The following is a 25087-nucleotide window of genomic DNA, read 5'->3' as shown; positions in this document are numbered from 1 at the left end:
CAATTTGCTGAATTAACTATATGCTTTGCCCACCCTAGGTCGTCAGACTTAGGGTGTTTTTTTTCGATAGGTGAGCCATATACCACCGATAGTATCGGTAAGGATGAGTATTTACTCCTGTGTGCTAGGTATCTCCAATCTAATAAATTTTGTCATTGCAATAATAGGGCGGACTGCATATTGATTTGTCTTAATATCGATGTAAGCTGGTTTAACATCTTAAAAACAGCTGTATCGAAACATGTCTCAATCATCAATAGGCGTAATGAACTGTAACAGGGAATGAATAGCCTAATGTTATTGATTGCGCCAACAATATAAGCTGCTTACCATGGCAAAAATTCTTGTTATGGATAACTGAACATGGCTTTTTTCAAGTTAAAAATTACCCATGGGCTATCACGCCATCCGGATATTATTACCACCACACATGATCCAAAAAGAGCACTACAATTTTTAAAGCACGATGTGTCACCATATTCTCGTGGTTTTACCAAAATTGTTATAGTCGATAATAAACAATACGTTAAAAGCCTAGCACAAAATAGTATTGCAGATTTTCAGTCCGACTATGTTCATGACGGCGAATGCAATACAAGCATTAGTTTATTAAGTAAGTTGCTATTTTTAGGCTGGAATAAATAACGTTTATAGTTTTGGAGGCATGGCTTCATCACCTAAACGTTGGCGATATTGATCAGGCGTACTGCCAGATTGCTTTTTAAACGCAGTGATGAAAGGAGAGGCTTGATGGTAGCCCAGTGTCAGTGCGATTTCTTTTACCGATAAACCACTGCGTAACAGATGCAGCGAGTAAATAAACTTACGTCGTTGTCGCCACTCGGTAAAACTCATGCCTAATTTATCTTTAAAGTGACGAGCGAGTGTTCGCTCTGTGGTGTGTAGCTGTTTTGCCCATTGTGCCAAGCTGCGATTATTGGTTGGATTTTTTTCCAATTCAATCAGCATGGATTGCAGCAGTTTATCATCCGTGGTCGGTAGGTATTGCTCATGCTCCTTACTCATCAAGACTTGATCAAACAACACCTTCACTAAACGCTTATCTTGTGGCGTTTCTGGAATAACAATACGTCGCTCTCGCAGATCTTGTACCATGGCTTGCATCAAAGGACTGACTTCCAATAAACAGGCATAGCTTGGTAATGCATTCGCGAGTGGCTTGGTGATATTCATCGAACAGTAATTTAAACTGCGACGAATATAGCTTTGGTGCTCAATTTCTGGTGGTACCCATAATGCGTACTGAGGCGGCGCAAGAAAATGTTTGTTCTCGGCTGCCAGTTCGATAATACCGCCACTGATCAGCTGTAGTTGTCCCCAAGGGTGGCGATGTTTTTCTGTGCCTGTATTGGGTAAGAAAATCGTATGACCAAAGAAAATCTCACTGGGTGGATTATTATCATCAAATAATGGTTGGTAGACGTTTTTCATAAGCTGTGACTGTATTGCGCTAAGACGTGATGCAGTATACGCAGTTTTTTATAAGATCGGCTAGGTCTATACCCAAGTAACTTCAAGATGCTATGTTCAGCGAGATGACCTTAGTTCTCAGGCGCGGTAACGATTCGTAGATATGGTGGTTCTACATTGAGAATTGTTAACAAAGTCTGAGAGCTAAGGACGCTAGCCCTTTGGGAGCGTGTCACTGAGCCGACTTCTTGCGTCAGACAACTTGGAAAGAGCTCGCTATTCCGCTTCGTTGCCTTCCTTGAATTCAACTCAGTGACCTCGCTCTAAATCAGGCATCTTGAAGTCACTTGGGTATAGATGTGCAACTGATGCCAGCTGATCCCACATTGTTGCAATGAGTTAAGAAAATCGCGATTTAAGGGATAACGCCCTGAGGTAGATGCATGTAGGTCTGTTGCTAAGATTTTATATTCTAAGAAATCGCCCATTAGCATGAGATCAAAAAGATATTTTGCATTATTGCCCGTGGCTACTGTGTAAGGGGAGCGACTGGCTATTGCTTTCGCTGTTGCAGTGCTAAAGCTTAATTGCAGTTGTTCCCGCTGCGCTCGTTTACTGTGATTTAAATAAGGACCGTGACCTGCCAATATTTGTGGGGTGATATTGATTTGCTGTTGTAAGTAATAAGGCATATCGGCTTGCTTGATCAAAAAACGATAATGGTTATCTATCTGTAATTGAATATCACTGACCGGAAGCGGGTTTTCATCAGGGCTGTGCATACCAACACGAATATGACCATTTGCCATATCAACCATGGGATAAAAGCTACTGTGGGTTTGCATTGGCGATAACGCACGAACCCGACAAGTTTGCTCACCTGTTAATTCATCTACAACCGTAATGGCTCCCCATTGTGCGGGATACATGACTACGCAGCTAGCGGAGCATAAGAGCAGTGGTAGCGTTATTATAAACTTTGGCATACAGCATCCTTGTGATCGTAAACGTAATATCGTTGACCTCACTTCTTTTCAGTATATGCAAGCTTTAAGAGATAGGTAGTGATAAGTCGCCATAAGCAATCAGATCGTTATCATTGGGCACGATAATGCGTAATTTATCGCTAACATGTTAAAGAGATAAACACTCTGATCATTTGTTAGTCGAGCGATCGTTTTTTTGCAAATTTAGGCTTTACAGCTTTTCAATGTGTCGGTAATATTCGCCGCACTTACGGAGAGATGGCTGAGTGGTTGAAAGCACCGGTCTTGAAAGCCAGCATACGTTAATAGCGTATCTAGGGTTCAAATCCCTATCTCTCCGCCATATTCTAGAGATTCGATGAATATCGGGTTTCATTAAAGAATTGGAGCGGTAGTTCAGTTGGTTAGAATACCGGCCTGTCACGCCGGGGGTCGCGGGTTCGAGTCCCGTCCGCTCCGCCAACATTGAGATTTAACGGAAACGTTAAATACACGAAATTTTGTGCCGACTTAGCTCAGTAGGTAGAGCAACTGACTTGTAATCAGTAGGTCACCAGTTCGACTCCGGTAGTCGGCACCATAATTTCGGTGGGGTTCCCGAGTGGTAAAAGGGAGCAGATTGTAAATCTGCCGACACTGCCTTCGAAGGTTCGAATCCTTCCCCCACCACCATTACAATTCCTCCTTAGTTCAGTCGGTAGAACGGCGGACTGTTAATCCGTATGTCGCTGGTTCAAGTCCAGCAGGAGGAGCCAAATAGAAAAGCCCGCAAGCAATTGCGGGCTTTTTTACATTTGGACTGTCTAAGATTGCGCTGAAATTTACCTACTTACTTATCTTTCTTTGGATTTTCTTGTCGTATCCTCTGTAATTGAAATGCATGTTTTTGCTTTTCACTGAGTTTCATTTGTTGTGCTCTATGAGTTTGACTGAACGAGTTCATGGGCTTTATTTGTATTATCTATTTTATTGAAACTAGCGATAACCGCTTAATAAATATCAGTTTTGCAACAATTAATAACAAAGTGCACATTTGTTAATCTAGCGATCATTTTTTTGTAAATTTAGGCTTTACAGCTTCTCAATGTGTCGGTAATATTCGCCGCACTTACGGAGAGATGGCTGAGTGGTTGAAAGCATAGGTCTTGAAAACTAGCATACGTTAATAGCGTATCTAGGGTTCAAATCCCTATCTCTCCGCCATATTCTAGAGATTCGATGCTATCGGGTTTCGTTAAAGAATTGGAGCGGTAGTTCAGTTGGTTAGAATACAGACCTGTCACGCCGGGGGTCGCGGGTTCGAGTCCCGTCCGCTCCGCCAACATTGAGATTTAACGGCAACGTTAAATATACGAAATTTTGTGCCGACTTAGCTCAGTAGGTAGAGCAACTGACTTGTAATCAGTAGGTCACCAGTTCGACTCCGGTAGTCGGCACCATTATTTCGGTGGGGTTCCCGAGTGGTCAAAGGGAGCAGATTGTAAATCTGCTTGCACTGCCTTCGAAGGTTCGAATCCTTCCCCCACCACCATTACAATTCCTCCTTAGTTCAGTCGGTAGAACGGCGGACTGTTAATCCGTATGTCGCTGGTTCAAGTCCAGCAGGAGGAGCCAAATAGAAAAGCCCGCAAGCAATTGCGGGCTTTTTTACGTTTGGACTTTTTACTCTATCTACTTCCCTTTAAATGTTTTGCGAAAACACATCAATGTATTTAACGACGGATCGTGGTCTTGCAATAAGTACTGTTTGCTATCACAAAGCCCGTGTTTTTCTAATGCAGCTATCCAATAATCAATGCCTTGAAAGTTTCTCAGTTCTGTTTGGTTGTCTTGCCAACTGACATTGATCCCGGCATTAAACATGGTATGCACTAACGAACAAAACGTGCGTTGCTGTGTTGTACCCGCATCGTGATCCCGTAAGATAAAATAACCATCGGGTTTGAGTACCCGGCAAATCGAAGCAATATAAACATCGAGTTTATCTGGCGGGCAGTGATGAAGTCCAATGTAACAGGTGATCAGATCTAAACTATTATCTGCAATGATATTGTCAGGGATAGGCTCATAATCATCGAGAGAGAAAAACTCCCCAACAGGCTTAATACTGCCACGCTCAGCGATCTCTGCTAATGAATGATCGGGCGTTACATCATTAGAGATTAAGACCTTGCCTGAGAGCTTCAGTGCTTTCTTTAATCCATTAACATAACGACCTGTTGTACCGATTTCTAAATACCCCTCAAGATGACGCTTGGTTGGTAATATCGCTTGGGTTTGTTTGATCATTTCCCGTTTTTGTTTAGCTAAAGCTGGCAGCGCATAACGTATATCGCCCAGTGCTGGTTTAATATCAACTAGCGCATATTGAAGTTCTTCATAGATAGCTTCATCGTTATTAAATTGCTGACATGTATCGAGGATCAGCTGGTGGAATTGATGCTCTGGATATAAGTGATAGATATTTTGCAAAAACAGATAGAAATTATCTCGACCTGAAATCGTGTTATAGACTTGACGAAATTCAGACTGATTAATCTCGTCAGGGCTAAATAATCTCTGATCGTCACTCTGGCGATAGTATTTCTCCCATAAGCAATGACGAAAGCGATAGTTGGGATCCCATTTGTCTTTTAGCGCAAACAGTGCTGTGGCATTAGGGTAAGCGCGATGAAACTGATCAAACCGAGCATGGGGTTGATAAGGCAGATAATAACAACCACCAGCATGAATAGCGGCTTCAATAAGTTCTCGGGTCCAAATCGCAACACGGGTTTGATCGGCAGGGCTTGCCCCTTGTTTGTAGTAAAGCACAAAGGCAAACATCTCTTCTCTTGCCCATGCAAGCAGGGTTCCCGGATCTTGTTTGGCATGACGAATTGAAATATTGACTGTGTTTACCGCATAGCGCTTTAAGATCTCCGTCATGGCAGGGGTAAACTTTTCAATATTACCGACTGGAATAAAATACTCTTGCAAGACGTAGGTGGTTTTCTCTCGCGAGATTGGCTCTAACTCTGCCACATCATAATTGGCTTCATCATTGCGAGTCGTGATCTTGTTACGCCAATACAGCAAAGGCTCATAAATGTATTCTCGCAGCCAGTAACCAAAGGGCGCTTCTGTGATGGTCCATAGCATATATTTCTCTGCTAAATACAGCTTATGGGCTTTTCTTGGTGCAGCATTAACAGCTTTATCAGTGCTTTCCCATGTGATCGCTTGCACCTTATCAAAATGAGGCGGCAGCATATCAGCGTTATGAAAAACAGCATCCGAGTTGGTTTTAATATTACGATTAAAGAAAGCAGGATATTGAGAAAGCGGCATTTTAGTATGTAACCGCTCTATATGACTATCAGTGGTGAGCGATAACTCGACTTCAACAATGATCCCAATCGCACCGTAACCACCAATGGCGCCATAGAATAGCTCACTGTGCTGAGTGGGAGAGGCAACAACGGCGGTGCCATCTTCTAATAACAGTAGGACTTCATTAACCGATAAAACCAAGGGTCCTAAACCAACATAGCGACCATGACAATTGACGCTGAGTGAACCGCCCACCGTGAAATTAGCATAGGTCTGCATGATCTTGACCGCCAGCCCATCATCTTTAATTGCCGCTTGTATATCTCGCCAACGAGCCCCAGCTTGAACACGGATTGTTTTGGCTTCGACATTAAGATCAAGAATGCGATTTAAACCTCGCATATCTATATGCAAAGAACCTTCATGGGCGATTTGTCCCCCCATACTATAACGTCCACCACCAATGGATATGGGTTTAGTGGTGGTGTTTAACATTATTTGTAGCTGCTCTATTGTCCCTGGACTATAAACCTCATCCACCGCAATCGGGTAAAGCCGTGAAACTTCTTTGATGACATTGGTATAGCTAGGCTGCTGGCCTGCGTGAGCTTTATCGCCTAAGACATAACGCATTCTCAGCAAGATAGGTAAGCCATGCTGTTGATTGAGCGCTTCAGAGCCTGATTGTGACACTTGCGTAAAGCCGTAATCGTTATAGAAGCGAATAGCACCTTGATTGCACTCTGTTACATCTAACTCGATATAACGGTAACCTTGTTGTTTTAATTGCAGGCAAAGAGTATCAAGGATCGCCGTACCGATCCCTTGCCCCCGGGCGGACTCACACACCGCAATATTATTGATATAAAACGCTCCTTCTGAGGGTAAAGGTACATAGCCTTCTAGCGCGTTACGTACGGTTGTGAGCAGATGAGCTTTCAATGTTAGTGGCACTGCTATCAATAGCTGGATGGCGCCCATAAATTCTTGTTGTTTAAGCTGGTGGCGAGAATAGCCAAGCACCGCGCCTTTGATTTCGCTGTGTTGTGAATACGTCCAACCAAAGCGATAACTAAACAAACCACTAGAATGTGAATAGAGTTTTCGCAATACCGCTAATGCTGTGGCTTTATCGCCAAACATAAACTGCATCAGTTCATGGCTGCTGTCATAAATACAGTGGATAAGAGCGTCGCTATCAGACGGATTAGCGCGCTTGAGTGGGGATAATGAGGCTTGCTGTTGGGTCATAGTGTAATGCTTCCTATGCATGCCAAAAAAATGCTTCAGCTTTATAGTGAAAACAAGCAAGATCCAAGTGACTTAATAGCAGTATGTGTTGTTTTGGGATGGATGATTAAGCCTGTTGAAATATTTCGTGTGCTTGCAATACCGTATGGGATCAAATGTAAGTCTGGTTCATATTTAGTTTATTGTTAAATAAAAAGAATGAGACAGTCTTGCTGCTAAACGGATGAACAGATTGGTGCATAGTGGTATGATTATCGGCTATTTTGCCTGTGATACTTGGATTAGTAATGAATTTTGACCGTATTGTGTGTTTCGACCTCGAAATGTGTTGTTGGAATGATGGCCGCACATCCAGAACCTGTGAAATCATCGAGATTGGAGTTGCCGAGCTGGATCTCAACACAGGAAAAATCGTTCGCAGGGCACAGCATTATGTGAGACCTGCCAAAGATGAAATCTCCCCGTTTTGTACTGAGCTAACCGGCATTAAGCCTGAGATTGTGGAAAAGAACGGTAAACCGCTTTCCGTGATCTTAAAATCGATCGAGCAGAAATTTGGTGGTCGCCATAAAATTTATGCCGCATGGGGACATGATGATCGTATTTTGAAAAAAGAGTGCTTAGCGAAAGATTTAAAAGTGCCGTTTCGAGAGTATTTGAACTTAGCAACCTTATTTAAACTGCAGCGCCATGTAACCAATAAGCGTTTAGGTCAACGTGCTGCGATGGAAATTGCAGGTGTTGAGTGGGAAGGGCGTCAGCATTCAGGTTATGTGGATGCGTATAACTTGGCTCGCCTTGCAGCGACGATGTTTTGTGACAAAGAGTCCGATCAGGCTCAGTAATTGTTTGTTACCATCATTGAATGTGTTTTTGTAAAGCCGACTGATAAAGTCGGCTTTGTTGTTTATATACCCAAGTGGCAGCCTTGTTCTTTTATTTATTAAAGAGTATTACCCAATGTCAGAACTTTATTCAAAACATGCCGTTAAGTACGATCAGGTGATCCAAGCAAACATCTACAATGCCATGTATGACTTTCCCACGATGAAGACACTAATTGGTGAGGTGAAAGGCAAAGATATTATCGATCTTGGTTGTGGATCTGGGGTTTACGCCAACTACTTTGTTCAGCAGCAAGCAGGGCAAGTAACCTGTATTGATTATTCTGCAGAGATGATCGAATTAGTGAAAAACAAGCTGGGTAATAGGGTGAATGCTTACACGCACAATGTAGCTGAAGGTCTGCCTTTCGTTGCCGATCAAAGTGCAGACTTGGTCGTCAGTGCATTGATGATCCATTATCTTGAAGATTTAGCTGCACTTTGCCAAGAAGTCCATCGGGTACTCAAGCAAGATGGAGAGTTTGTTTTTTCAACCCATCATCCGTTCGCTGATTTTGAATGTTCACACTCTGGTAACTACTTCGAGCGTGAGTTTATTCGTGAAACATGGGACACGGTAGGAGAGCCTGTCGAAGTGGTGTTTTATCGTCGTTCACTGGCGGAAATCACTCAGGCGTTAACGGCTCATGGCTTTGTCATTACAGCATTAAGTGAAGGTGATGTATTGGAAGAAGCTAAAGCGATTTGTGAAAAGACTTATCAATACCTTACCACTAAGCCTAATTTTTTGTTTATCCAAGCAACAAAGTGCTAGTTATTTTTGTTATCTATATGACTGCTTTACTTATTTATTATATCGATAAGTAAAGCACTGCTTATTACAAAATGGTTATTTAAAACATTATTTATCTCTTAATTTACAAGTTAATAAAAATTTTTCTTATATTTCCCTTCTGCTATAGTTGATGTTGTTAGTCTAACCAACAAAAAATCAACAAAAGCAAAGCTATAACGCCATTTTACGAAATAAAAATAACCAAACATTAACCATTTCTTGGGGGTGTTATTTGTAACAATATGTTTCTATTAGCGCCATTGTAGAGCTATAACTCTAGTAATACCTTGATAAAACAGTGTTTTTATTTTTGTTACCAAGGGATTAATTGTGATTAAGATCACACAAAATATTGACTATAATTCGATAGTTTTCTTGTTGTGAGAAAAAAATTTGATTAAATGTAATCGTACTTAGATATAAATATAATGAAAAAAACGTTTATTATCAGAGCTTTTTTATTAAATATAACATTATTAATTTTAGTTATCATTTATAATTATATAAACATTAATACGTTAGATTATAAAATAACTAATAATTATGAAAAAATAATATCGATTACTCGACATTTTCATCATAGATATTTAAATGCAGAATATGAAAGTTATAAAATAGGTACTTATCCTATTTCTGGTACAAGTAATAGTGGTGTTATTATCTTAAAAGATGGTACTTATTCTAAGATATCAAATGATTTAAGTGATACATACCATAAGATAATAGATGTTCTTCCTAAAGATTATGTAAAGTCATTATCTCTAATTATGCCTAATGCTCAATATGTATTGCCATTTGATAGTGAAAATTATGTGATTAATCATAACCAACTTGAGGATATTATAAAAAAAGAAAATATTCGCTCAAGTTTTAATGCATTTAGAGATGACGATATTACAATAAAAAATCATGATAAAGGAAATGTAAAGAATCAATCTATTATATTGCCAATTTATATTAAGCGTTTTATTGAAGCTATTTTTATCGTTGATATTGATATTAGTAACATTGATAGATATGTAGATAACTATAATAACGAAATGATGACACATTATGAGGTGGGAAATAATAATGGGTTATTAACACAAAAAATAAAGATACCTTATACGAAAGATGAGAATATTTATATAGGGTTAAGTTTCTTTTGTATAATTATTTGTGTGCTGAAGCTATATATTGTTATTGAATGTATTTATCAAATATTTCATCGTGTTTATTTATTCTTTTATCAAAGGATTATGTATGATTCGATGACTCACTGTCTAAGGCGTAATGTGTTTGATATGAAATATAAAACATTGAATTCACGTTCAGTCATTCTATTTGATATCGACCATTTCAAATTCATTAATGATAATTTTGGTCACGCGGTGGGAGATAAGGTCATTATTGCTATGGGTAAAATGCTCCAACAGCAAGCGAAAAAGCACCATTTGTATTTTCGTTGGGGTGGTGAAGAGTTTTTAGTTTTATTACCTAAAACCAATAAGCAAGCTTTGTTGAGCTATGCTGAGACTCTTCGTGTTGCTGTAGAAGAAATGCCTTTGTTAAAGGATAGAAAAGTAACTATCTCTTTAGGTGTGAGCGAGCAAAAGCAGCAAGAGCATATACATCAAACAATTTACCGTGCCGATATGGCGTTATATCAAGCTAAACAGTTAGGTCGCAATAAGAGTCATTATTTATGATTATGATTTTAAAACGGTTGGCTATTTTTTTATTGATGAATGCCTTAGTGTTTACGCTAACTTATAGTTTGTACTATAGCTATAATAAAATTAAGCATAAGGAGTTAGAAGAATATATTAGAGTTAACCTCTATCATATTTTTGATAACCTTGAACTGGTTTCATCTTTTTATGCCAATGCTGAAACGGTCACTTTAGATTGTGGTTTGCATTATATTAATAATGTAGGTGTTTATACGCCTAAAAAAGGTGATGTTAAAGCTTTATCTAAAGGTGTTGATTCACTATCAAAAAACTTAAAGGATTTAATTGGTGATGAATTATGGAGTTTAGGTATTATTGATAACAATAAGTCTAAAACAAATACTATTTATTTTTCACCATTAAGGGTGACACATATTCAGATTTTTCTAAATAGTGACTTTGACTTTTTTAATCACATTTTGAATACAGAAAAATTACCATCGACTTATGAAGAATCATTAGAGTATGGCCTATTTAGACAAACTGAAGCTTATAAAGAAAGTTTTAATCACCAATATGTAAGAAGTATTTACTATCCAATTTATATTGATAGGAAGTTACAAGCTCTATTACTGTTAGATGTTAAATCTAGCTTGTATCAAGCGTGGACTGAGAATTTTAACGATAAACAATTTACGGTTTTTACTACTGAAAAGCCTGTAAACAGTGAGTTGTTGAATAAAATTGCATTGCCTTATACCAAAAATGATCATTTATCTGTGTATATCAATAATGATTTGCTCTGGAAGTACAGTTTACTTTTTTCGCTGATACTGACATTAGTGATTGGTTATATTTCTAACAGCTTAAATTTTGTTATTAATCTTTATCAAAAAGACAATATGACGCAATGTATACGAAGAGACATTATTGAACCTAAACTTAGAAAGAAAATGCTGAACCATCAAGCAATCTTAATGGTGGATATTGATAGGTTCAAAAGCATTAATGATAACTATGGTCATGATTACGGTGATCAAGTGATCACCACTGTTGCTGAAATTTTAAAAGACAATATAAGAAAAGCGGATAAGTGCATTCGATGGGGAGGAGAGGAGTTTATGCTCATCTTAAATATTAAGGATGCTCAAGTCGTCAAAAACAAAGCAGAGCAATTGCGTTCGGCAATAGAGCAACAAAGTGCCCTTGATATGAAAATTACAGCCTCAATTGGTGTTGCCATTGCAGAGCAGAATTGTTTTTCACAAGTATTAGAGAGAGCGGATATGGCGTTATATCACGCAAAAAATAATGGCAGAAATCAGGTTGTATTTCTATGAATATTAAATATATGAAACCTTGTGCTTTAGCCGCATGTTCTGCATTGTTTCTGGTTTTTTTCGCTACATCATCGACCCTTTTATATAAGCATTTTATTGCTAAAAAAGTCAGAACTGAGCACCAAATACAACGTAGGATGTTTGATTCGGTCGTGAGTAGTCGAGAAGAGTTAATTGTTAATTTTTCAAAGATGACGCTTCCAACGTTGACTGAGCAACGAGCGCTAAAACGTTATGTTTCAGATAACAAAGACGTAAGTAGTGTATCAGTTATCTACAAGGATAATTACGTATACAGCACTTTTGGCAATCGCATGTATTCAATAAAAAAAGCGGCGAAGGAAGGGTTTAGCATTAAGATGAAAAGCTTACTGACCCATAAACCTACGTTGTCTTATACTGTGCAAGTCAGCCCAGAAACCTATTTAAAGGTGTACTTTAAGCCGTTTCGTTTCAACGTGGTTGATAATATTGGTTATGGTTATATTACGCTTTTTGACGTGGTTGAAATTGGTGACAATAATAAATTATTAAGAAATAGCCTGCTAAGTAACCGTAAAGAACATCAGTTTACTTTAGATGACGCAGAATTCTTCGTTGAGATTAATCCGACTTTAGCGGTTAAAGAGTTTGTTGCATCACGTTATGTTTATCTTTTGTTATTTTTCATTGTCGGCATAACGTGTACTTTTCTTTTATCGGCCTATATTAAAAAGTGTTGGGTCGCACGCTGTATTCGAAATAACATCGTTCAGCCCTATTTACAGCCAATTGTTGACGAGCAAGGTAACATTATTGGGTCCGAAGTCTTGGCGCGATGGATCACTAAGAAGGGAGAAATTGTTGCTCCTTACTTATTTATTCCATATATCGAGAAGACAAAATTAACGCCGCTATTAACACTATCGTTAATGAAGCAGGTTTATCAAAGTCCATTGATGCTATTAAGCCAAGGGTTAAAGTTAAGTTTTAACCTGACAGAAAGCTGTTTGTTTGATCCCAATATTTATAAGGCTAGCTTGCAACTCGCACCGCACTGTAAGCTAATTTTGGAATTTACCGAGTCAGCACCATTTTCACATTCTGATGTCGTTGAGCGCATGGCACAGTATCATCAACACGATGTGTACTTTGCGTTAGATGATTATGGTACTGGTTATTCTGCGCCCCATTATTTGACTGACTACCAATTTGATTACTTAAAAATAGATCGCTGTTTTATCGATCAAATTGAGCATAACCCTAAATCGATCCACGTAGTGGAGTGCTTAGTCTTGCTAGCTCAAAAGTTGCAGCTTACGGTGATTTCAGAAGGGGTCGAGACGCTCAAACAGAAGCAAATGCTTGAGCAATGGGGTATTAAACAATACCAAGGATTTTATTTTTATAAACCCATGTCAGTAAAAAGCTTCATGGATATATATCGTCCTCAATAATTGGCTTTTGTAACCTTTTATCAAATAACAGAACTCTCCTTGCATGCTTTCAACTAGAAAGAGATTACGCTAGGAGAGTTTTTTTATATGAAGTGTTAGTTAGTACACGCTATTTTTAACCTGCGTACATTCCCCACGTTCTTGCTTATCTTGCTGCTGAGCAAAATCGGCAAGTTGCTGAAATTGTGCTGGCTGCCAAACCATGGCATTTCTTAGCCTTGGTGGTAGTTTGCTAAAGGCTTCTTCATTACCGACATTATGTAAGTACAATTCAGCCCAAACTGCATTGCTATCACCGTTACTTAACTGGGTAGATAGAGAGAGTGGTGTGCCGTTTTTTACACCATTTGGATAGCGGGTTAAACCAAGTTGATAATCGCGTTTTAGCACAGCCCATTTTTGTGGTAGTCGCGTCTCATGATCCCACCAAATCCCATTGAGTTGTTGAACCTGGCGTTGTGTCTCTTGGAGAGAAACACTGCCTAGTTGCTGTAATTGCTGTTCAAAAGCATGTGTTAGCGCTTGAGAAAAATCTGATGGTGAAAGTTCGGGTTGCTGTTCTAACACCTGCTTGGCGGTAATCGCACCAAGCATGTTGGAATAGAGATCCTCTGGTGAAAAAGCAGAAACTAACTCAGGAAATCCAACGATTGATTGATAGCCAAACCATTGCACGATTTCATGCCACTGCGCTAAACGAAAAGCGAGTAATGCAGCAAGATCTAAACTGATATCATGTCTTTCCTGTAAAGTAAGTGTTTGCTTACTTTTTTTCAGGCTAATATGACGTGCACGTAATTCTGCTGGCAGACTGATCCGATAATCAGTACCTAAGTGTTTATAGATTTTCTGATATAAGTAGTAAGTAAAATCGGCAGTATCACGGACATGGGCGGTATCAATAAATCCGCCTTTTGTGGTGTAGAGCAACCCGTTGGTTTCATCACTCAGCCCCATTAGGCTGGCGAACATATATTCTGAACCGTCGTTATAGATGTGCTTGCCTAATTCTTGGCTATCGACAATATTCTCAACCGAGAAAAAGGGAATAGGTATGCCTAATAGTTCGGTTTCTAGATCTTGACCAAAAGCACAACAAGGACGAACCCCAACGGGGGCATCCAAGGCGTTACTGTGTGGACTCATTAATAGTGCACATAGGCTAAGTCCTGCAATAAAGGGGGTAGTTGTTTTCATTAAAAGGCTTCATTTATGTGAAAATAAAAACCTGAGCTGTCTTTGCCAAGCGCATAATCAATACGAACATTGATTCGAGGTTTAAAGGCAAAGCGATAGCCAACGCCAAATGTAGGCAAGAACTTGCTTGAAAGTAACTGCTCACTTTTATTTGCGATGTTACCTCCGCCAAACCAAGTCACCATGCCATGGCGCTGGTTAAAACGATGACGCCACTCTATTTGTCCGGATAGCAAATAACGATCACGGTATTGCCCTGTATAGTAACCACGCATACGTTCATCGTTGCCCATTTCTGCGTAGCCATACCAAGGGATATCACCATCTACTCGTTGCCCGTAGACATCCCAAGCTAAAATGTTATTGCCATTGAGTTGAACATATTGGCGATAATTCAGAGTAAGACGAGTGTAATTTTGATCAGAGCCCAATGCGGTTTTGTAATCGATCCATTCGGCAAACCACAACTGCCCACTGTATGGATTAGGCTCAAAATCTCGGCTGTCATATTCCAGAGCTACGCTTATACCACTGCTTTGTTGGTTTGAAAGTTTGTACTCACTAATACTATTTGTTGACGCTAAGGTTTGCTGTGAATAATGTTGATAGTCCCAGCCTAGACTAATATAGCGGTCTGGCAAAAATTCATATGAGACTTTCGGCGTAAGCTTAATGATTTGGCCGTTATACTCACGTTTATTATCATCGTTTTGTGCCGCTTTTTTACCTATTCCCCAATAGTGTTGCGGTGAATGGCTGATCCATGCATCCCCAATCAAACGCAGTTTGTCTTCATTTAAGTAACTGCGATTTTCAACCCCTAAACCATAAGAGCCTGTTGATGAAATATAGGACTTGATCGCCAAGGTGGAATAAGGTGTTTTAGGCGTCCAGTCTGCTGGTGAGTAAAGCCCTACCGCAGCCATGCCAAATCCAACCCCTTGCTCGGGATTAGCAAAAGGCCCCGGCAATACTCCCCAATCAATACCTTCTGAAGTATCAATCGTTTCACTAGCGCCGAGTTTTTCCAGTAGTTGATCTATCCAGCCTGATTGTGTTGTTTCAGCATGGGCTAGGTAAGAAAAGCTACTAACAATCAATAATGGGGAAAGTTGCCAAGGTTTCATTGCTGATCTCTGACTTAAAAACGAAAATCAATGGAAGTAAATAAACTGGTGCGATCGCCAAAGCCCGCTTCAGCCAGCAAGTACAGATTTGGGTTGATCTGATATTGCATCCCTAGAATTGGATTCCATGGCGTCGACAGTTGTTGCTCGATATGGAATGTTCCGTTCTTTGCGATGTTTTCAATAAATGGTGGTAGGTTTAAATCAGATAACTTTCCTGATAGCGATTGCTCAACGTTTTGAAACATCGCACCGCCCCAAACACGTAATGGTAACCCTTGTTGATAAAAGTCGTAACCGAGACGGGGGCTGATCACCCATGCAGAAATACTGCCGTCGATGACGGTCAGCTCTGTTTCGGTGTAGCTGATATCAACTAAGCCAAAGATTTGTTTATAGCCACCAGCCAGTACTACACCACCACCATATAAGTAGCCATCAAGATCAAGCTTGAAGTTATCAATGCGACCTTTGATGTGATGGTCAGGACGGTTTGGGAATAAAGGCTTAATAGCAACATCATAGTTCACAGCAGTTTCCGATGTGCCCGTCATCTTGCCACCTAACACATAGAGGTTAAGAAACGGAAATAGCCACATATCAGCTCGTAGGGTGAGCACTTCGCTGGTTTGTTTGCCTTGCTCTGCTTGCATATCGATGTTACGCACAAAAGAAGGCAGGTTAAGACCATTAAAGCCAATGCTAGTTACATCAATGCTTTGCTCTAGCGCCATGTAACTCAAGTTAAAGCCTATCGGTTTTGGTAATTCGTAACCTAAAGCTTGGGCTTCTTCTTTCCAAATAGGGAGAGTAAAAGATTGGGCGTAAGAGAAAGAAGAGGTTAACGCTAAGCTACTAAGCAGAAGAGAGTGCGCAAAACGCATGTGTGCTATGCCAATTGAAAGAGATAATGGCGCGCATTCTAAAGGGCTATTTTTATCAAGTATACGTAATGGTATAGCGATAACGTAAGCATATGTAACATAACTATACCTTTTTGTTTATAAGGTGATTTTTGATTTTATTGTTTGTTTGGTTTTCATCAGTTAACGGGTTATCTAGATTGAGATTTTACTTTACCCATGTTGCCAATGAGTGCTGGAATAGCTGCAAGAAAGATTGGTAATTCATCACCTGTGAGTGGTGGATATAACAGAAGGAACTAATGTGATTATTCGTTTAATGGAAGAGGCTGATTTACAGCAAGCAGCAAAGGTGCATCAACAGGCGTTTGTACGTCAGCAACGCTCTTATGAGTGGATCAAATGTAATTTTAATGCCGCACCGCGTTTTTTAAATTTTGTCGCAGAGCTTAATGATGAAGTGGTAGGTTACATTGTATGGGGGCAAAAAAGCGGTTTTCGTCCTGAAGTGATTTTAGAATTAGAACAGCTTGCCGTTTTACCTAGTCATCACAACCAAGGGATTGCGACACAACTGATCACTCAATCGCTACCACAAGTGAAACAGCTATTAGCGGAGCAAGGCAGTAAATTAAAGCACATCATAGTAAATACTCGTGCAGATAACTATGCTCAACAGATCTATCAGAAGCTATTAGGTGCAGAAGTGGAAATGACCATCAAATCGCTCTATTCCGCCGATGAAGTGTTTATGATCGCCCGTAACGTTTGCCCAGATTAATACCGCTTTTTAGTTTATCTCTGCGTCGTATTTGCCCTCATATCTAAACAAGATAGCCGTTAAACTGGCTATCTTGTTTTGTTTTAGGCTTTATCATCAGTAAAGGTGTTATATAGGTAAGAAAGCAAATGTCGCATCAGTTAGAAGAATTAGATCTGAATTTAATACGGTTATTAAAAGCGGTGGTGGAACATCGCAGTATTAAATTGGCAGCTATGCAGTTAGGGATCTCACAACCAAGCGCCAGTCGTGGTGTGGTGAGGCTTAAACAGTTCTTTAATGATCCGTTGTTTGTGCGCAAAGCCCACGGGGTGGAGCCATCACCTCTTGCGATCCGTCTTGCTGATGAATTTGACAATATCTTAGCGCCAATAGAAAAAGTGTTGCTGGAATTCTCTGAATTTAAGCCAGAAACCTACCAAGGCTCGATTTCTATTGTGGTTGATCCCTATTTGATGGATGAGCATGGTCAACATCTATTATCTTGTTGCCATACGGCGTTTCCAAAGGCGTCATTGGTGTTTTCTAATTGGGATAGCATCAGCCAAGATGACATGCTGGAAGGGAAAGTCGATTACTGCATTCTGGATCAAGAAACGGATATTGCGAAAGATATCTACATGCAGCCGTTATTTAAGGAAAAGCGAGTGATCTTGGCGAAAAAAGATCACCCCAGTTTACAGCTTGATAGTAATGATTGGGCATCGATAGCACCATTGCCATTGGTCTCGCTGCCAGCACCTGCTGCTTATAAACCTTTGTGTACCGTTGAATCTGAATATCAGCGTATGGGTTATGAGCCAAAAGTGTTACTCAAAACCTTCAATTTACGGGTCGCTTGCCAAATGCTGTTAGAAACCAATGCGATCATGTTTGCCAGCGAAAGTACTGCTGATTTAATGTCGGAATTACATGCCTATCCTATGCTTGTGGTGAACCGTAATTTCAGTCATTTTGTGGTCTCAGGTGGTTATCTTCAAACCCATCGTAATTATCCGCTTTACCAACATTTACATCAGGTGATACAGGCCGCATTAGGCTAAATTTTCTGATCATTTCTGTGTTATTTCCCCGCGAAGAGATATTCAAATTTGAATATCTCAATTACCTATTGCGTTTTTGTTCTCTGCGGTAATCTCGCTAGTAGATACATTAACTTTATGTATTTTCACTACGAGAATGCGTGAAATTTGATGCTATCTGCCTAAAAAATAGCATAGCGGAGTCAATCATGTGGTTAGCACGGATATTCTTATTATTAGCCATTGCCGCAGAAGTGGCGGGCACCAGTACCATGAGCCTTATTTCCAGTGAAGGGGGAAATTGGGGTTACTGGGTGATGTATGCACTGATTTGTGTGTCGTATTTCTTCTTATCATTGGCAGCGAAAAAGATCGCCATTGGTGTGGCCTATGCGGTTTGGGAAGGGCTAGGTATTGCGCTTATTACAATGGTTTCGGTGTTTGTGTTTGATGCGCAGTTAAATACACAAGAGCTGATTGGTTTAGCCATGGCAACCGTCGGGATCGTATTAGTGACACTCGGTGAAAGCCATAACGATAACCAAAGCCACTCGCCCAAAAGCGTGTCGGCATAACAACAGGAGGCAATAAAATGAGTCAATTTTTCACACTATCATTTGGTTTTGTTGTCCTTGCTGCGTTTGTCGATATTTTAGCGAACATGGCATTAACCCGATCAAACGGTTTTAGTCATAAACGCTGGGGTATTACCGCGATCGTATTAGTCATGTTGGCATTTACCCTGTTAGCGCAAGCGGTCAAAGAGATCGACTTAGCGGTAGCTTATGCTTCGTGGGGAGCGATTGGTATTTTAGGTACCGCGATTGGTGGCTCGCTGCTGTTTAAGCAAAAACTCAAGCCTATCGGTTGGGTGGGTATTGCTGTAGTGATTGCGGCTGTGATTGTTATGAAAACAGCGTAATTGTGTATTTAAAAATATATAAAGCCCAATGAGATGTTCAATCCATTGGGCTTTTTGCTACCGTTTCTACGGTGAATATCGGGAAAAAGAATTAATAGCGGGAATTCAATATGTTCTGCTCTAAAGGTTTAAATCACCTTACTTTTAGTGCTGATTAATATGTCCGACAAAAGATTTATGATGTCCGATTAGAGATATATGTATCTGAAAAGACGTGACAGAATAGCGCGTTAAAGATCCAGATATAGGTATCTGGACCAGAAAAATCTGAGAAAGGCAGACAATGTTCTATCTATTACCCTTAATTACCGTTGCAATATGGGCAGGGAACGCCATTGTCAACAAGATGGCATTCAGTGTCATCGATCCCGGTGCGATATCGTTTTATCGCTGGTTCTTCGCATTAGTCATGTTAACTCCTTTTGTCGCTAAATCTGTTTGGCGTGATCGTGCGGTGATTAAACCTTATCTAGCGAAATTAGCATTCCTTGGTTTATTAGGCATGGTGCTAAACCAATCGTTAGGCTACTTCGCAGCAGCGACAACCACAGCAACGAATATTGCCCTGATCATTTCATTAGTGCCTTTGATCAGCATGTTCTTAAGTGTGCCTATTTTAGGTCAACGCTTATCACCGTTCGCATTGGTTGGCGCAGTATTATCACTGAGTGGTTTAGTGCTGATGTTAAGCCACGGTCATGTAGAAAGTTTAGTGTCGCAAGGCATCAAGCAAGGTGACTTCCTAATGCTGATCGCTGCGGTAGTTTATGCACTTTACTGTGTGCTACTAAAGCGTTGGAAAATGCCGTTCTCGACGTGGAAATCTGTGTATGTGCAGTGTCTATTTGCGGTCATCATGCTAACGCCACTACTACTCAGTAGCGATCGTATGGCAATCACAGCATCTGCTGTACCTTTGATTGCTTATGCTGCATTGCTTGCGTCAGTGATTGCGCCTTGGTTATGGATGCTATCAATTGAACGTTTAGGTGCCGATCGTACCGCGATGTTCATGAACCTATTGCCTATCATGGCGGCAGGTATTGCAAGCGTAATGCTTAACGAGCAACTAGAGTCTTACCATTACATTGGTGGCATCATGGTATTAACCTATGTGGCGCTGGCTCAGAAACGCATTAAAGCGAAGAAAGCAAAAGTGGCAATGACGCCTGCTTAAACACTAAGTTGATATAAAAACGCCGTTGTACTCAAGCTTATTAAAGCTGCGTACAACGGCGTTTTTTTATGTCTGATTTTTAGCTGTTAGCTATTAAAGGAAAGCTAATAGTGGTGAGATGCAGAGCAAAATACCTGTGATGATGATCAAGTAGGTTGCTGTGCCTTTATATTTGTTCAATGTTGGCACCTTGTAGACCAAGTATGCCGGGATCAAACAGCCAACAATACCGAAGATTGGCGAACAAATAGAAGTGAACGATAAGATCGGTAGGTTTAATGCCACTGCCGTCCATGCGATCAGAATAATAAATACCGTCGTCAGTTTATTTACTAGCTCAGTATTGATTTCTTCATGGGCATACTTACGTTCAAGAATGTTCATTGCCAGCCCTTTACACGCTTCTTTAAACGCCAAGAACACCCCGAAGAACGATGTCACGACTGCAAAGATGTTGATTACGATACCCACGATGGTTGCCCAGCTGCCCGGGAAGTAATGCGCAATCATCGCAAGGGCAGAAATATTTTCTTTTAGTGCATGCTGTGCTTCCGTTTGGCTGATAGCAAAGGTAAACGACACCGCAAAGAAGAACACCACCACAAATAAAATACTAAAGGCAATGGTCATCGCACGTGAGGCTTTATAACGTGCTACCTCAATGGATTTTTCATGTGAACGGTATGAAATGACCATTGGGCTTAATGATTGAATAAACAGAATCGAGGTTAGGGTAAAAGGTAAGGTGATGATCGCATCTTTGATCATCTTGCCCCAATTACCAACAGCGGTAATGTTGCTAAAATTCCATTGTGGGATCAGCAGTACGCCCATCACAGCGACTAAAGCAATCACGGTAACTGCCATAAAACCAGAGATCTTAAACAGGAACTTTTCACTTTTCGAGCCGATGTAACTCAGCAAACAGATCAACGCTAAACCATAGAAAATATTGTGGTTTAAATGGCTCTCAGTTACCCCAAAGGTATGTAAATAAGAGGCACTGTCATTAGTAATGGCAAGGGAGTACACCAATACCCAAATCACCAGCATGATGAAATATAAAATGCCTAAGGCGATACCCCAGTTTTTACCTAGGTAACCGCTGATCACCCCAGGGTAGTCGGTACATTTCTTTGATTCAGCAAGAGTATTGATAAAGAGTTTCTGAAACAAATACATCGCAGGGTAGCCAATCACAGAAGACAGTAAAAAGACCCATAGGCCCATTACGCCAACTTGCACAGGGAGAAAAACAATTCCTGCGCCAATTGCCATACCGATGCTCATTACAATCCAACCAATATCAACACTGTCGAACTTAGTGGCAGCTTTCCATTGTTGTGGAGTCATGTTGGCTTGTTGATAGAGAGGACGTTCTTTATCAGAGAGGGTGGTGTCTACTTCAGATTTAGTCATATATCCCAGCTTATAATCATTGTTATGCTGACAGCGAATGATCGGATTATGGATCTGGTGTTATATTTCCTAAATAACTAAAAGTAATAACATATCTCTTAAAAAGATATAGAACAGGTAATATCCTGCTTTTAATGATTGTTTTGTTTTTAGTAACTAACAGGGAGGAAAACTTACTCTTTTTCAGAAGAAAAAAGAAAAGCTATTTAAGTGTAGGAAAGCACCACCAGCGAGCTATCAAACGCTGGTGGTGTGAAGAATGATTACTTATTAACCATGATATCAAGGATTTGAACATCAGTATGGGTCATCGCCCCATTTGCTAATGCTGACAAGTTACGAATAGTGCTATCAACATCATCCGCCACAATGCCTTCACAGCCTGTAACTCGAATACCATCTAATGCCATTAATGCCGATTTCACCGCCGAGCCTGCTGCAGAAGAGACTTTCATCGCGCAGCTTGCTTTCGCACCATCACAAATGATACCCGTAATATCACCGATCATGCTACAAATCGCAGCACTGGTCTGCTCAAAGTTACCGCCTAATAGCCAAGTAATACCTGATACCGCACCCATTGATGCCGTGGTTGCACCGCACAATGCCGATAACTTGTTTTGATGGCTCTTAATATAAATCGCCATTAGGTGAGACAGCATCAAGGCACGAATTAAATGCTCGCGATCAGCGTTAATAAAATCAGCAACCACAACCACAGGCATGGTCGCAGCAATACCTTGGTTACCAGAGCCAGAGTTACTCATTGCAGGCTTCATTGCACCACCCATACGCGCATCAGAAGCGGCAGCAGTACGACGTAAAACATCGGTTAATAGACCGCCCGAGAGCAAACCACGATCAACATTGCGCTGGAACGTTGCGCCAATTTCTAACCCGTATTTACTGTTTAAACCTTCATGCGATAGGGCATCGTTAAGCTCAAAGGCTTGTTCAATAAACGCAATATCTTCAAGTGGTGCTTGGGTCGCAAAATCAAACACATCTTGCGCGCAAGCATCAATAAAAGGATTGTGATGGTTGTCGTCAGCTTGCTGGGTTTGCGGCTGTGCTCGGAATGTAGTGATGCCATCAAGCTCAATAGCTAACACTTGGGTATGGCTATCGGCAATCGTGACGGAAGCGCAGTGATCTTGGCTGTAGATACTCACTTGGGCATAAAGGATATTGCTTACATCTGCCACACCAACGCTTACCTTGTTGGCATTTAATAACGTTTTAGCTTGTTCAACATCGTTGTCGGTAATGCCTTTTAATACTTCGAGTTGAGCTTGGCTGTTACCTGCAAGTGCACCAATCGCAGCCGCAATGGCTAAGCCTGCCATGCCTGTGCCCGGTACCATTACACCCATGCCGTTTTTCATTAGGTTTGGTGATACTTTCACTTCAATGTGAGTGATGGTGCGATCTTGTGATGGAAATTGCTCCATAGCGATAGCCGCCGCAAGCGCCACAGAAACAGGCTCAGTACAACCTAATGCCGGAACCACATCACGTTTGATCACGTTAATAAATGCAGGCCAAAGATCCGTTCTCATCACAACCACCTTTACGCTCCAACTGGAGAAAAATAAGACAAAAAGAAGAAATAGAATGCCGATGTTTTTCACTTATCCCTTTTATCAGTAAGGGTATGGGAAACAATGCAAATATACGCTCGATAACGAAGAAAAAAATTACCTATTTGAAGCTCAATTAAATAAGAAAGAGAAAGGTTTTCTCCCATTTGGAGTACAAATAGTGCCTTTGCTAGTGATATCACATATTTTGGAGTGATGATTTTTTAAGAAGTGATTGCCTATTTGTATATTTTTATATCGAGAATGTAACAAACACACTCTTTTAAATAAGAAATATGATTTATCAGTAGCGCAAGATAGGGATTTATAGGTATGATCGCCGCGCAAAAATAGGGTTGATGGAAACATCAGCCTTTTATTTTTCACAAAAAAGAAAACGTTTGCGTATGTAAGCTCAGATGTTTTCAGCTGAAAAAAGCGTCGTTACATAGATTAAATAGGAATTTACCATGTCTGCTGACAGCACACATCAACGCCCATCTCATTCTGAGCCTCAAGGTAAACTGGATCGTTACTTTGAAATTTCTGCTCGTGGTAGCAATGTAAAACAGGAAGTGATCGCCGGTTTAACCACCTTCTTAGCTATGGTGTATTCCGTGATTGTGGTGCCAAGCATGTTAGGTGCAGCTGGCTTTAATCAGGGGGGCGTATTTATTGCGACCTGTTTAGTAGCGGCGTTTGGTTCATTGTTAATGGGCTTATGGGCACGTTTACCAATGCCCATTGGCTGTGCGATTTCACTAACTGCCTTTACTGCGTTTAGCCTAGTGTTAGGACAGGGCGTGAGCGTTCCTGTTGCCTTGGGCGCTGTGTTCCTAATGGGTGTAGTGTTTACCGTGATCACCGTAACAGGTGTACGTACTTGGATCATGAAGAACATGCCAAACGGCATTGCTCACGGTACAGGCATTGGTATTGGTCTGTTTTTACTATTGATCGCAGCTAACGGTGTTGGCCTTGTGATCAAAAACCCAGCGGAAGGTTTACCTGTTGCGTTTGGTGATTTCACTGCGTTTCCAGTGATCATGTCTATCTTAGGTCTAGCGGCAATTTTAGGTTTAGAAAAGCGTCGTGTACCGGGTGGCATTTTATTAGTGATCATCGCCATTTCTATTATCGGTTTAATCTTCGATCCAAAAGTGACGTTCCACGGCTTCTTCGCGTTGCCAACATTTGGTCACGACGGTGAATCACTACTGGGCTCTATGGATATCATGGGCGCATTAAACCCGGTGATTTTACCAACCGTACTAGCATTGGTCATGACAGCTATTTTTGATGCAACAGGCACCATTCGTGCAGTTGCAGGACAAGCGAATCTTCTTAACCAACGTGGTCACATTATTAGCGGTGGTAAAGCCCTAACTGCGGACTCAGTAAGTAGTATTTTTGCAGGTTTCGTCGGTGGTTCACCAGCGGCGGTATACATTGAATCAGCAGCAGGTACAGCAGCTGGTGGTAAAACAGGCTTAACTGCAACAACAGTTGGCGTACTGTTCCTGTTTATGTTGTTCCTTGCACCGCTTAGTTACCTAGTACCTGCTTACGCAACAGCACCTGCACTTATGTACGTTGGTTTATTAATGCTAAGTAACGTAAGCAAGCTAGATATGGAAGATTCAGTAGACGCGCTGTCTGGTTTGCTATGTGCCGTATTTATTGTACTAACAGGTAATATCGTTACTTGTATCATGCTAGGTTTTGCAGCACTGGTTATTGGTCGTCTTATCTCTGGTGAAGTGAAAAAGCTAAACATCGGCACCGTTGTTATTGCGATTGCGCTGGTGGCGTTTTATGCCTATGGCTGGGCGATTTAATCGTAGCCTAACTATTTCAGTTATAATGAATAAATAACTAAAAACCCACGCTTTGTGGGTTTTTTTATACATA

At 40.6% G+C, this 25087-nt stretch carries 20 protein-coding genes and 10 tRNA genes; 22 read left to right on the top strand and 8 right to left on the bottom strand.

What is annotated here, in order from left to right; genetic code table 11:
* The first annotated feature begins 363 nt into the window (after window positions 1–363).
* Complete coding sequence (locus tag Q7674_RS00635; RefSeq protein ID WP_023934981.1) at window positions 364–645, top strand: hypothetical protein; 282 nt, start codon at window positions 364–366, stop codon at window positions 643–645.
* A 3-nt stretch (window positions 646–648) separates the two neighbouring features.
* Here Q7674_RS00635 and Q7674_RS00630 read toward each other — a convergent pair whose 3' ends face one another.
* Together Q7674_RS00630 and Q7674_RS00625 are read right to left on the bottom strand one after the other, a co-directional pair.
* Window positions 649–1452 carry an AraC family transcriptional regulator gene (locus Q7674_RS00630; RefSeq protein ID WP_008988563.1) on the bottom strand — a complete coding sequence of 268 codons (804 nt, stop codon included), beginning with the start codon at window positions 1450–1452 and terminating at the stop codon, window positions 649–651.
* A 302-nt stretch (window positions 1453–1754) separates the two neighbouring features.
* Window positions 1755–2417 (bottom strand): hypothetical protein, encoded by a 663-nt coding sequence (locus tag Q7674_RS00625; RefSeq protein WP_045066452.1) that lies wholly within the window; start codon window positions 2415–2417, stop codon window positions 1755–1757.
* A gap of 252 nt (window positions 2418–2669) precedes the next feature.
* On the opposite strand from Q7674_RS00625, the gene Q7674_RS00620 reads away from it, so the two are divergent.
* The 10 genes from Q7674_RS00620 to Q7674_RS00575 all read left to right on the top strand — a co-directional run bounded on the left by Q7674_RS00620 (window position 2670) and on the right by Q7674_RS00575 (window position 4031).
* A tRNA-Ser gene (locus tag Q7674_RS00620) sits at window positions 2670–2760 on the top strand.
* A gap of 42 nt (window positions 2761–2802) precedes the next feature.
* Window positions 2803–2879, top strand: a tRNA-Asp gene (locus tag Q7674_RS00615).
* A 42-nt stretch (window positions 2880–2921) separates the two neighbouring features.
* Window positions 2922–2997, top strand: a tRNA-Thr gene (locus tag Q7674_RS00610).
* Between the two features lie 7 nt (window positions 2998–3004).
* Window positions 3005–3089: transfer RNA gene (locus Q7674_RS00605), tRNA-Tyr, on the top strand.
* Between the two features lie 7 nt (window positions 3090–3096).
* Window positions 3097–3172: transfer RNA gene (locus Q7674_RS00600), tRNA-Asn, on the top strand.
* Window positions 3173–3529: 357 nt separating this feature from the next.
* Window positions 3530–3620: transfer RNA gene (locus Q7674_RS00595), tRNA-Ser, on the top strand.
* Window positions 3621–3661: 41 nt separating this feature from the next.
* Window positions 3662–3738 (top strand) — tRNA-Asp (locus Q7674_RS00590).
* Window positions 3739–3780: 42 nt separating this feature from the next.
* A tRNA-Thr gene (locus Q7674_RS00585) sits at window positions 3781–3856 on the top strand.
* A gap of 7 nt (window positions 3857–3863) precedes the next feature.
* Window positions 3864–3948 (top strand) — tRNA-Tyr (locus tag Q7674_RS00580).
* 7 nt (window positions 3949–3955) lie between these two features.
* A tRNA-Asn gene (locus Q7674_RS00575) sits at window positions 3956–4031 on the top strand.
* Between the two features lie 57 nt (window positions 4032–4088).
* On the opposite strand, the gene Q7674_RS00570 is transcribed toward Q7674_RS00575, so the two are convergent.
* The gene (locus Q7674_RS00570; protein ID WP_045064992.1) at window positions 4089–6980 is read right to left on the bottom strand and encodes a GNAT family N-acetyltransferase; all 2892 of its coding nucleotides are present in this window, start codon (window positions 6978–6980) and stop codon (window positions 4089–4091) included.
* A 287-nt stretch (window positions 6981–7267) separates the two neighbouring features.
* Here Q7674_RS00570 and Q7674_RS00565 point away from each other — a divergent pair, with 287 nt between their 5' ends.
* The 5 genes from Q7674_RS00565 to Q7674_RS00545 all read left to right on the top strand — a co-directional run bounded on the left by Q7674_RS00565 (window position 7268) and on the right by Q7674_RS00545 (window position 13088).
* On the top strand, window positions 7268–7825 hold the full coding sequence (locus Q7674_RS00565) for a 3'-5' exonuclease (RefSeq protein WP_305422224.1): 558 nt from the start codon (window positions 7268–7270) through the stop codon (window positions 7823–7825).
* Between the two features lie 115 nt (window positions 7826–7940).
* Window positions 7941–8639, top strand: a complete 699-nt coding sequence (locus Q7674_RS00560; RefSeq protein ID WP_023934987.1) for a class I SAM-dependent methyltransferase — start codon at window positions 7941–7943, stop codon at window positions 8637–8639.
* A gap of 449 nt (window positions 8640–9088) precedes the next feature.
* Complete coding sequence (locus Q7674_RS00555; protein WP_107229633.1) at window positions 9089–10348, top strand: GGDEF domain-containing protein; 1260 nt, start codon at window positions 9089–9091, stop codon at window positions 10346–10348.
* On the top strand, window positions 10345–11652 hold the full coding sequence (locus Q7674_RS00550; protein ID WP_045064989.1) for a GGDEF domain-containing protein: 1308 nt from the start codon (window positions 10345–10347) through the stop codon (window positions 11650–11652). Before Q7674_RS00555 ends, Q7674_RS00550 begins: the two co-directional genes overlap by 4 nt.
* A 152-nt stretch (window positions 11653–11804) precedes the next feature.
* Window positions 11805–13088, top strand: coding sequence for an EAL domain-containing protein (locus Q7674_RS00545; protein WP_237156761.1), 1284 nt, complete (start codon window positions 11805–11807; stop codon window positions 13086–13088).
* A 99-nt stretch (window positions 13089–13187) separates the two neighbouring features.
* Here Q7674_RS00545 and Q7674_RS00540 read toward each other — a convergent pair whose 3' ends face one another.
* The 3 genes from Q7674_RS00540 to Q7674_RS00530 are packed head-to-tail and all read right to left on the bottom strand — an operon-like array spanning window position 13188 to window position 16296.
* The gene (locus Q7674_RS00540; protein ID WP_045064986.1) at window positions 13188–14285 is read right to left on the bottom strand and encodes a DUF4056 domain-containing protein; all 1098 of its coding nucleotides are present in this window, start codon (window positions 14283–14285) and stop codon (window positions 13188–13190) included.
* Complete coding sequence (locus tag Q7674_RS00535) at window positions 14285–15412, bottom strand: BamA/TamA family outer membrane protein (protein WP_045064984.1); 1128 nt, start codon at window positions 15410–15412, stop codon at window positions 14285–14287. Before Q7674_RS00535 ends, Q7674_RS00540 begins: the two co-directional genes overlap by 1 nt.
* Before the next feature lie 14 nt (window positions 15413–15426).
* The gene (locus Q7674_RS00530; RefSeq protein WP_045064982.1) at window positions 15427–16296 is read right to left on the bottom strand and encodes a hypothetical protein; all 870 of its coding nucleotides are present in this window, start codon (window positions 16294–16296) and stop codon (window positions 15427–15429) included.
* Window positions 16297–16594: 298 nt separating this feature from the next.
* Between Q7674_RS00530 and Q7674_RS00525 the strand changes: the two genes are divergently transcribed.
* From Q7674_RS00525 to Q7674_RS00505, 5 genes are all read left to right on the top strand, one after another.
* Entirely contained in the window at window positions 16595–17056 is a 462-nt protein-coding gene (locus tag Q7674_RS00525) for a GNAT family N-acetyltransferase (protein WP_080892233.1), read from the top strand.
* 128 nt (window positions 17057–17184) lie between these two features.
* Window positions 17185–18099, top strand: a complete 915-nt coding sequence (locus tag Q7674_RS00520; RefSeq protein WP_305422217.1) for a LysR family transcriptional regulator — start codon at window positions 17185–17187, stop codon at window positions 18097–18099.
* Between the two features lie 188 nt (window positions 18100–18287).
* The gene (locus Q7674_RS00515; RefSeq protein WP_008988549.1) at window positions 18288–18653 is read left to right on the top strand and encodes an SMR family transporter; all 366 of its coding nucleotides are present in this window, start codon (window positions 18288–18290) and stop codon (window positions 18651–18653) included.
* Window positions 18654–18670: 17 nt separating this feature from the next.
* Complete coding sequence (locus tag Q7674_RS00510) at window positions 18671–19000, top strand: SMR family transporter (protein WP_008988548.1); 330 nt, start codon at window positions 18671–18673, stop codon at window positions 18998–19000.
* 283 nt (window positions 19001–19283) lie between these two features.
* Window positions 19284–20177: a DMT family transporter gene (locus tag Q7674_RS00505; RefSeq protein WP_305422215.1), complete on the top strand. Its 894-nt coding sequence runs from the start codon at window positions 19284–19286 to the stop codon at window positions 20175–20177.
* 93 nt (window positions 20178–20270) lie between these two features.
* Here the strand turns inward: Q7674_RS00505 and Q7674_RS00500 are convergent, their stop codons facing one another.
* Both Q7674_RS00500 and Q7674_RS00495 read right to left on the bottom strand, forming a co-directional pair.
* Entirely contained in the window at window positions 20271–21530 is a 1260-nt protein-coding gene (locus Q7674_RS00500) for an SLC5/6 family protein (protein WP_107185543.1), read from the bottom strand.
* A 329-nt stretch (window positions 21531–21859) separates the two neighbouring features.
* Window positions 21860–23155, bottom strand: a complete 1296-nt coding sequence (locus tag Q7674_RS00495; RefSeq protein WP_045064975.1) for an L-cysteine desulfidase family protein — start codon at window positions 23153–23155, stop codon at window positions 21860–21862.
* A 491-nt stretch (window positions 23156–23646) separates the two neighbouring features.
* On the opposite strand from Q7674_RS00495, the gene Q7674_RS00490 reads away from it, so the two are divergent.
* Window positions 23647–25014 carry an NCS2 family permease gene (locus Q7674_RS00490; protein ID WP_305422212.1) on the top strand — a complete coding sequence of 456 codons (1368 nt, stop codon included), beginning with the start codon at window positions 23647–23649 and terminating at the stop codon, window positions 25012–25014.
* The last annotated feature ends 73 nt before the right edge of the window (window positions 25015–25087 follow it).

Origin of the sequence: Photobacterium leiognathi, assembly GCF_030685535.1 — a bacterium.
In the GTDB taxonomy this organism is placed as follows: Bacteria; Pseudomonadota; Gammaproteobacteria; order Enterobacterales; family Vibrionaceae; genus Photobacterium; species Photobacterium leiognathi.
The sequence above is the reverse complement of the archived record's forward strand: the minus strand, read 5'-3'. Positions and strand labels throughout refer to the sequence as shown.

What these genes read in the sequence shown, in the direction of transcription:
- Q7674_RS00565 (WP_305422224.1), top strand. Translation starts at nt 7,268, where the DNA reads ATGAATTTTGACCGTATTGTGTGTTTCGACCTCGAAATGTGTTGTTGG.
- Q7674_RS00555 (WP_107229633.1), top strand. Translation starts at nt 9,089, where the DNA reads ATGAAAAAAACGTTTATTATCAGAGCTTTTTTATTAAATATAACATTA.
- Q7674_RS00625 (WP_045066452.1), bottom strand. Translation starts at nt 2,417, where the DNA reads ATGCCAAAGTTTATAATAACGCTACCACTGCTCTTATGCTCCGCTAGC.
- Q7674_RS00505 (WP_305422215.1), top strand. Translation starts at nt 19,284, where the DNA reads ATGTTCTATCTATTACCCTTAATTACCGTTGCAATATGGGCAGGGAAC.
- Q7674_RS00635 (WP_023934981.1), top strand. Translation starts at nt 364, where the DNA reads ATGGCTTTTTTCAAGTTAAAAATTACCCATGGGCTATCACGCCATCCG.
- Q7674_RS00540 (WP_045064986.1), bottom strand. Translation starts at nt 14,285, where the DNA reads ATGAAAACAACTACCCCCTTTATTGCAGGACTTAGCCTATGTGCACTA.
- Q7674_RS00495 (WP_045064975.1), bottom strand. Translation starts at nt 23,155, where the DNA reads ATGAGAACGGATCTTTGGCCTGCATTTATTAACGTGATCAAACGTGAT.
- Q7674_RS00510 (WP_008988548.1), top strand. Translation starts at nt 18,671, where the DNA reads ATGAGTCAATTTTTCACACTATCATTTGGTTTTGTTGTCCTTGCTGCG.
- Q7674_RS00515 (WP_008988549.1), top strand. Translation starts at nt 18,288, where the DNA reads ATGTGGTTAGCACGGATATTCTTATTATTAGCCATTGCCGCAGAAGTG.
- Q7674_RS00520 (WP_305422217.1), top strand. Translation starts at nt 17,185, where the DNA reads ATGTCGCATCAGTTAGAAGAATTAGATCTGAATTTAATACGGTTATTA.
- Q7674_RS00630 (WP_008988563.1), bottom strand. Translation starts at nt 1,452, where the DNA reads ATGAAAAACGTCTACCAACCATTATTTGATGATAATAATCCACCCAGT.
- Q7674_RS00530 (WP_045064982.1), bottom strand. Translation starts at nt 16,296, where the DNA reads ATGCGTTTTGCGCACTCTCTTCTGCTTAGTAGCTTAGCGTTAACCTCT.
- Q7674_RS00570 (WP_045064992.1), bottom strand. Translation starts at nt 6,980, where the DNA reads ATGACCCAACAGCAAGCCTCATTATCCCCACTCAAGCGCGCTAATCCG.
- Q7674_RS00500 (WP_107185543.1), bottom strand. Translation starts at nt 21,530, where the DNA reads ATGACTCCACAACAATGGAAAGCTGCCACTAAGTTCGACAGTGTTGAT.
- Q7674_RS00550 (WP_045064989.1), top strand. Translation starts at nt 10,345, where the DNA reads ATGATTATGATTTTAAAACGGTTGGCTATTTTTTTATTGATGAATGCC.
- Q7674_RS00490 (WP_305422212.1), top strand. Translation starts at nt 23,647, where the DNA reads ATGTCTGCTGACAGCACACATCAACGCCCATCTCATTCTGAGCCTCAA.
- Q7674_RS00560 (WP_023934987.1), top strand. Translation starts at nt 7,941, where the DNA reads ATGTCAGAACTTTATTCAAAACATGCCGTTAAGTACGATCAGGTGATC.
- Q7674_RS00535 (WP_045064984.1), bottom strand. Translation starts at nt 15,412, where the DNA reads ATGAAACCTTGGCAACTTTCCCCATTATTGATTGTTAGTAGCTTTTCT.
- Q7674_RS00525 (WP_080892233.1), top strand. Translation starts at nt 16,595, where the DNA reads ATGGAAGAGGCTGATTTACAGCAAGCAGCAAAGGTGCATCAACAGGCG.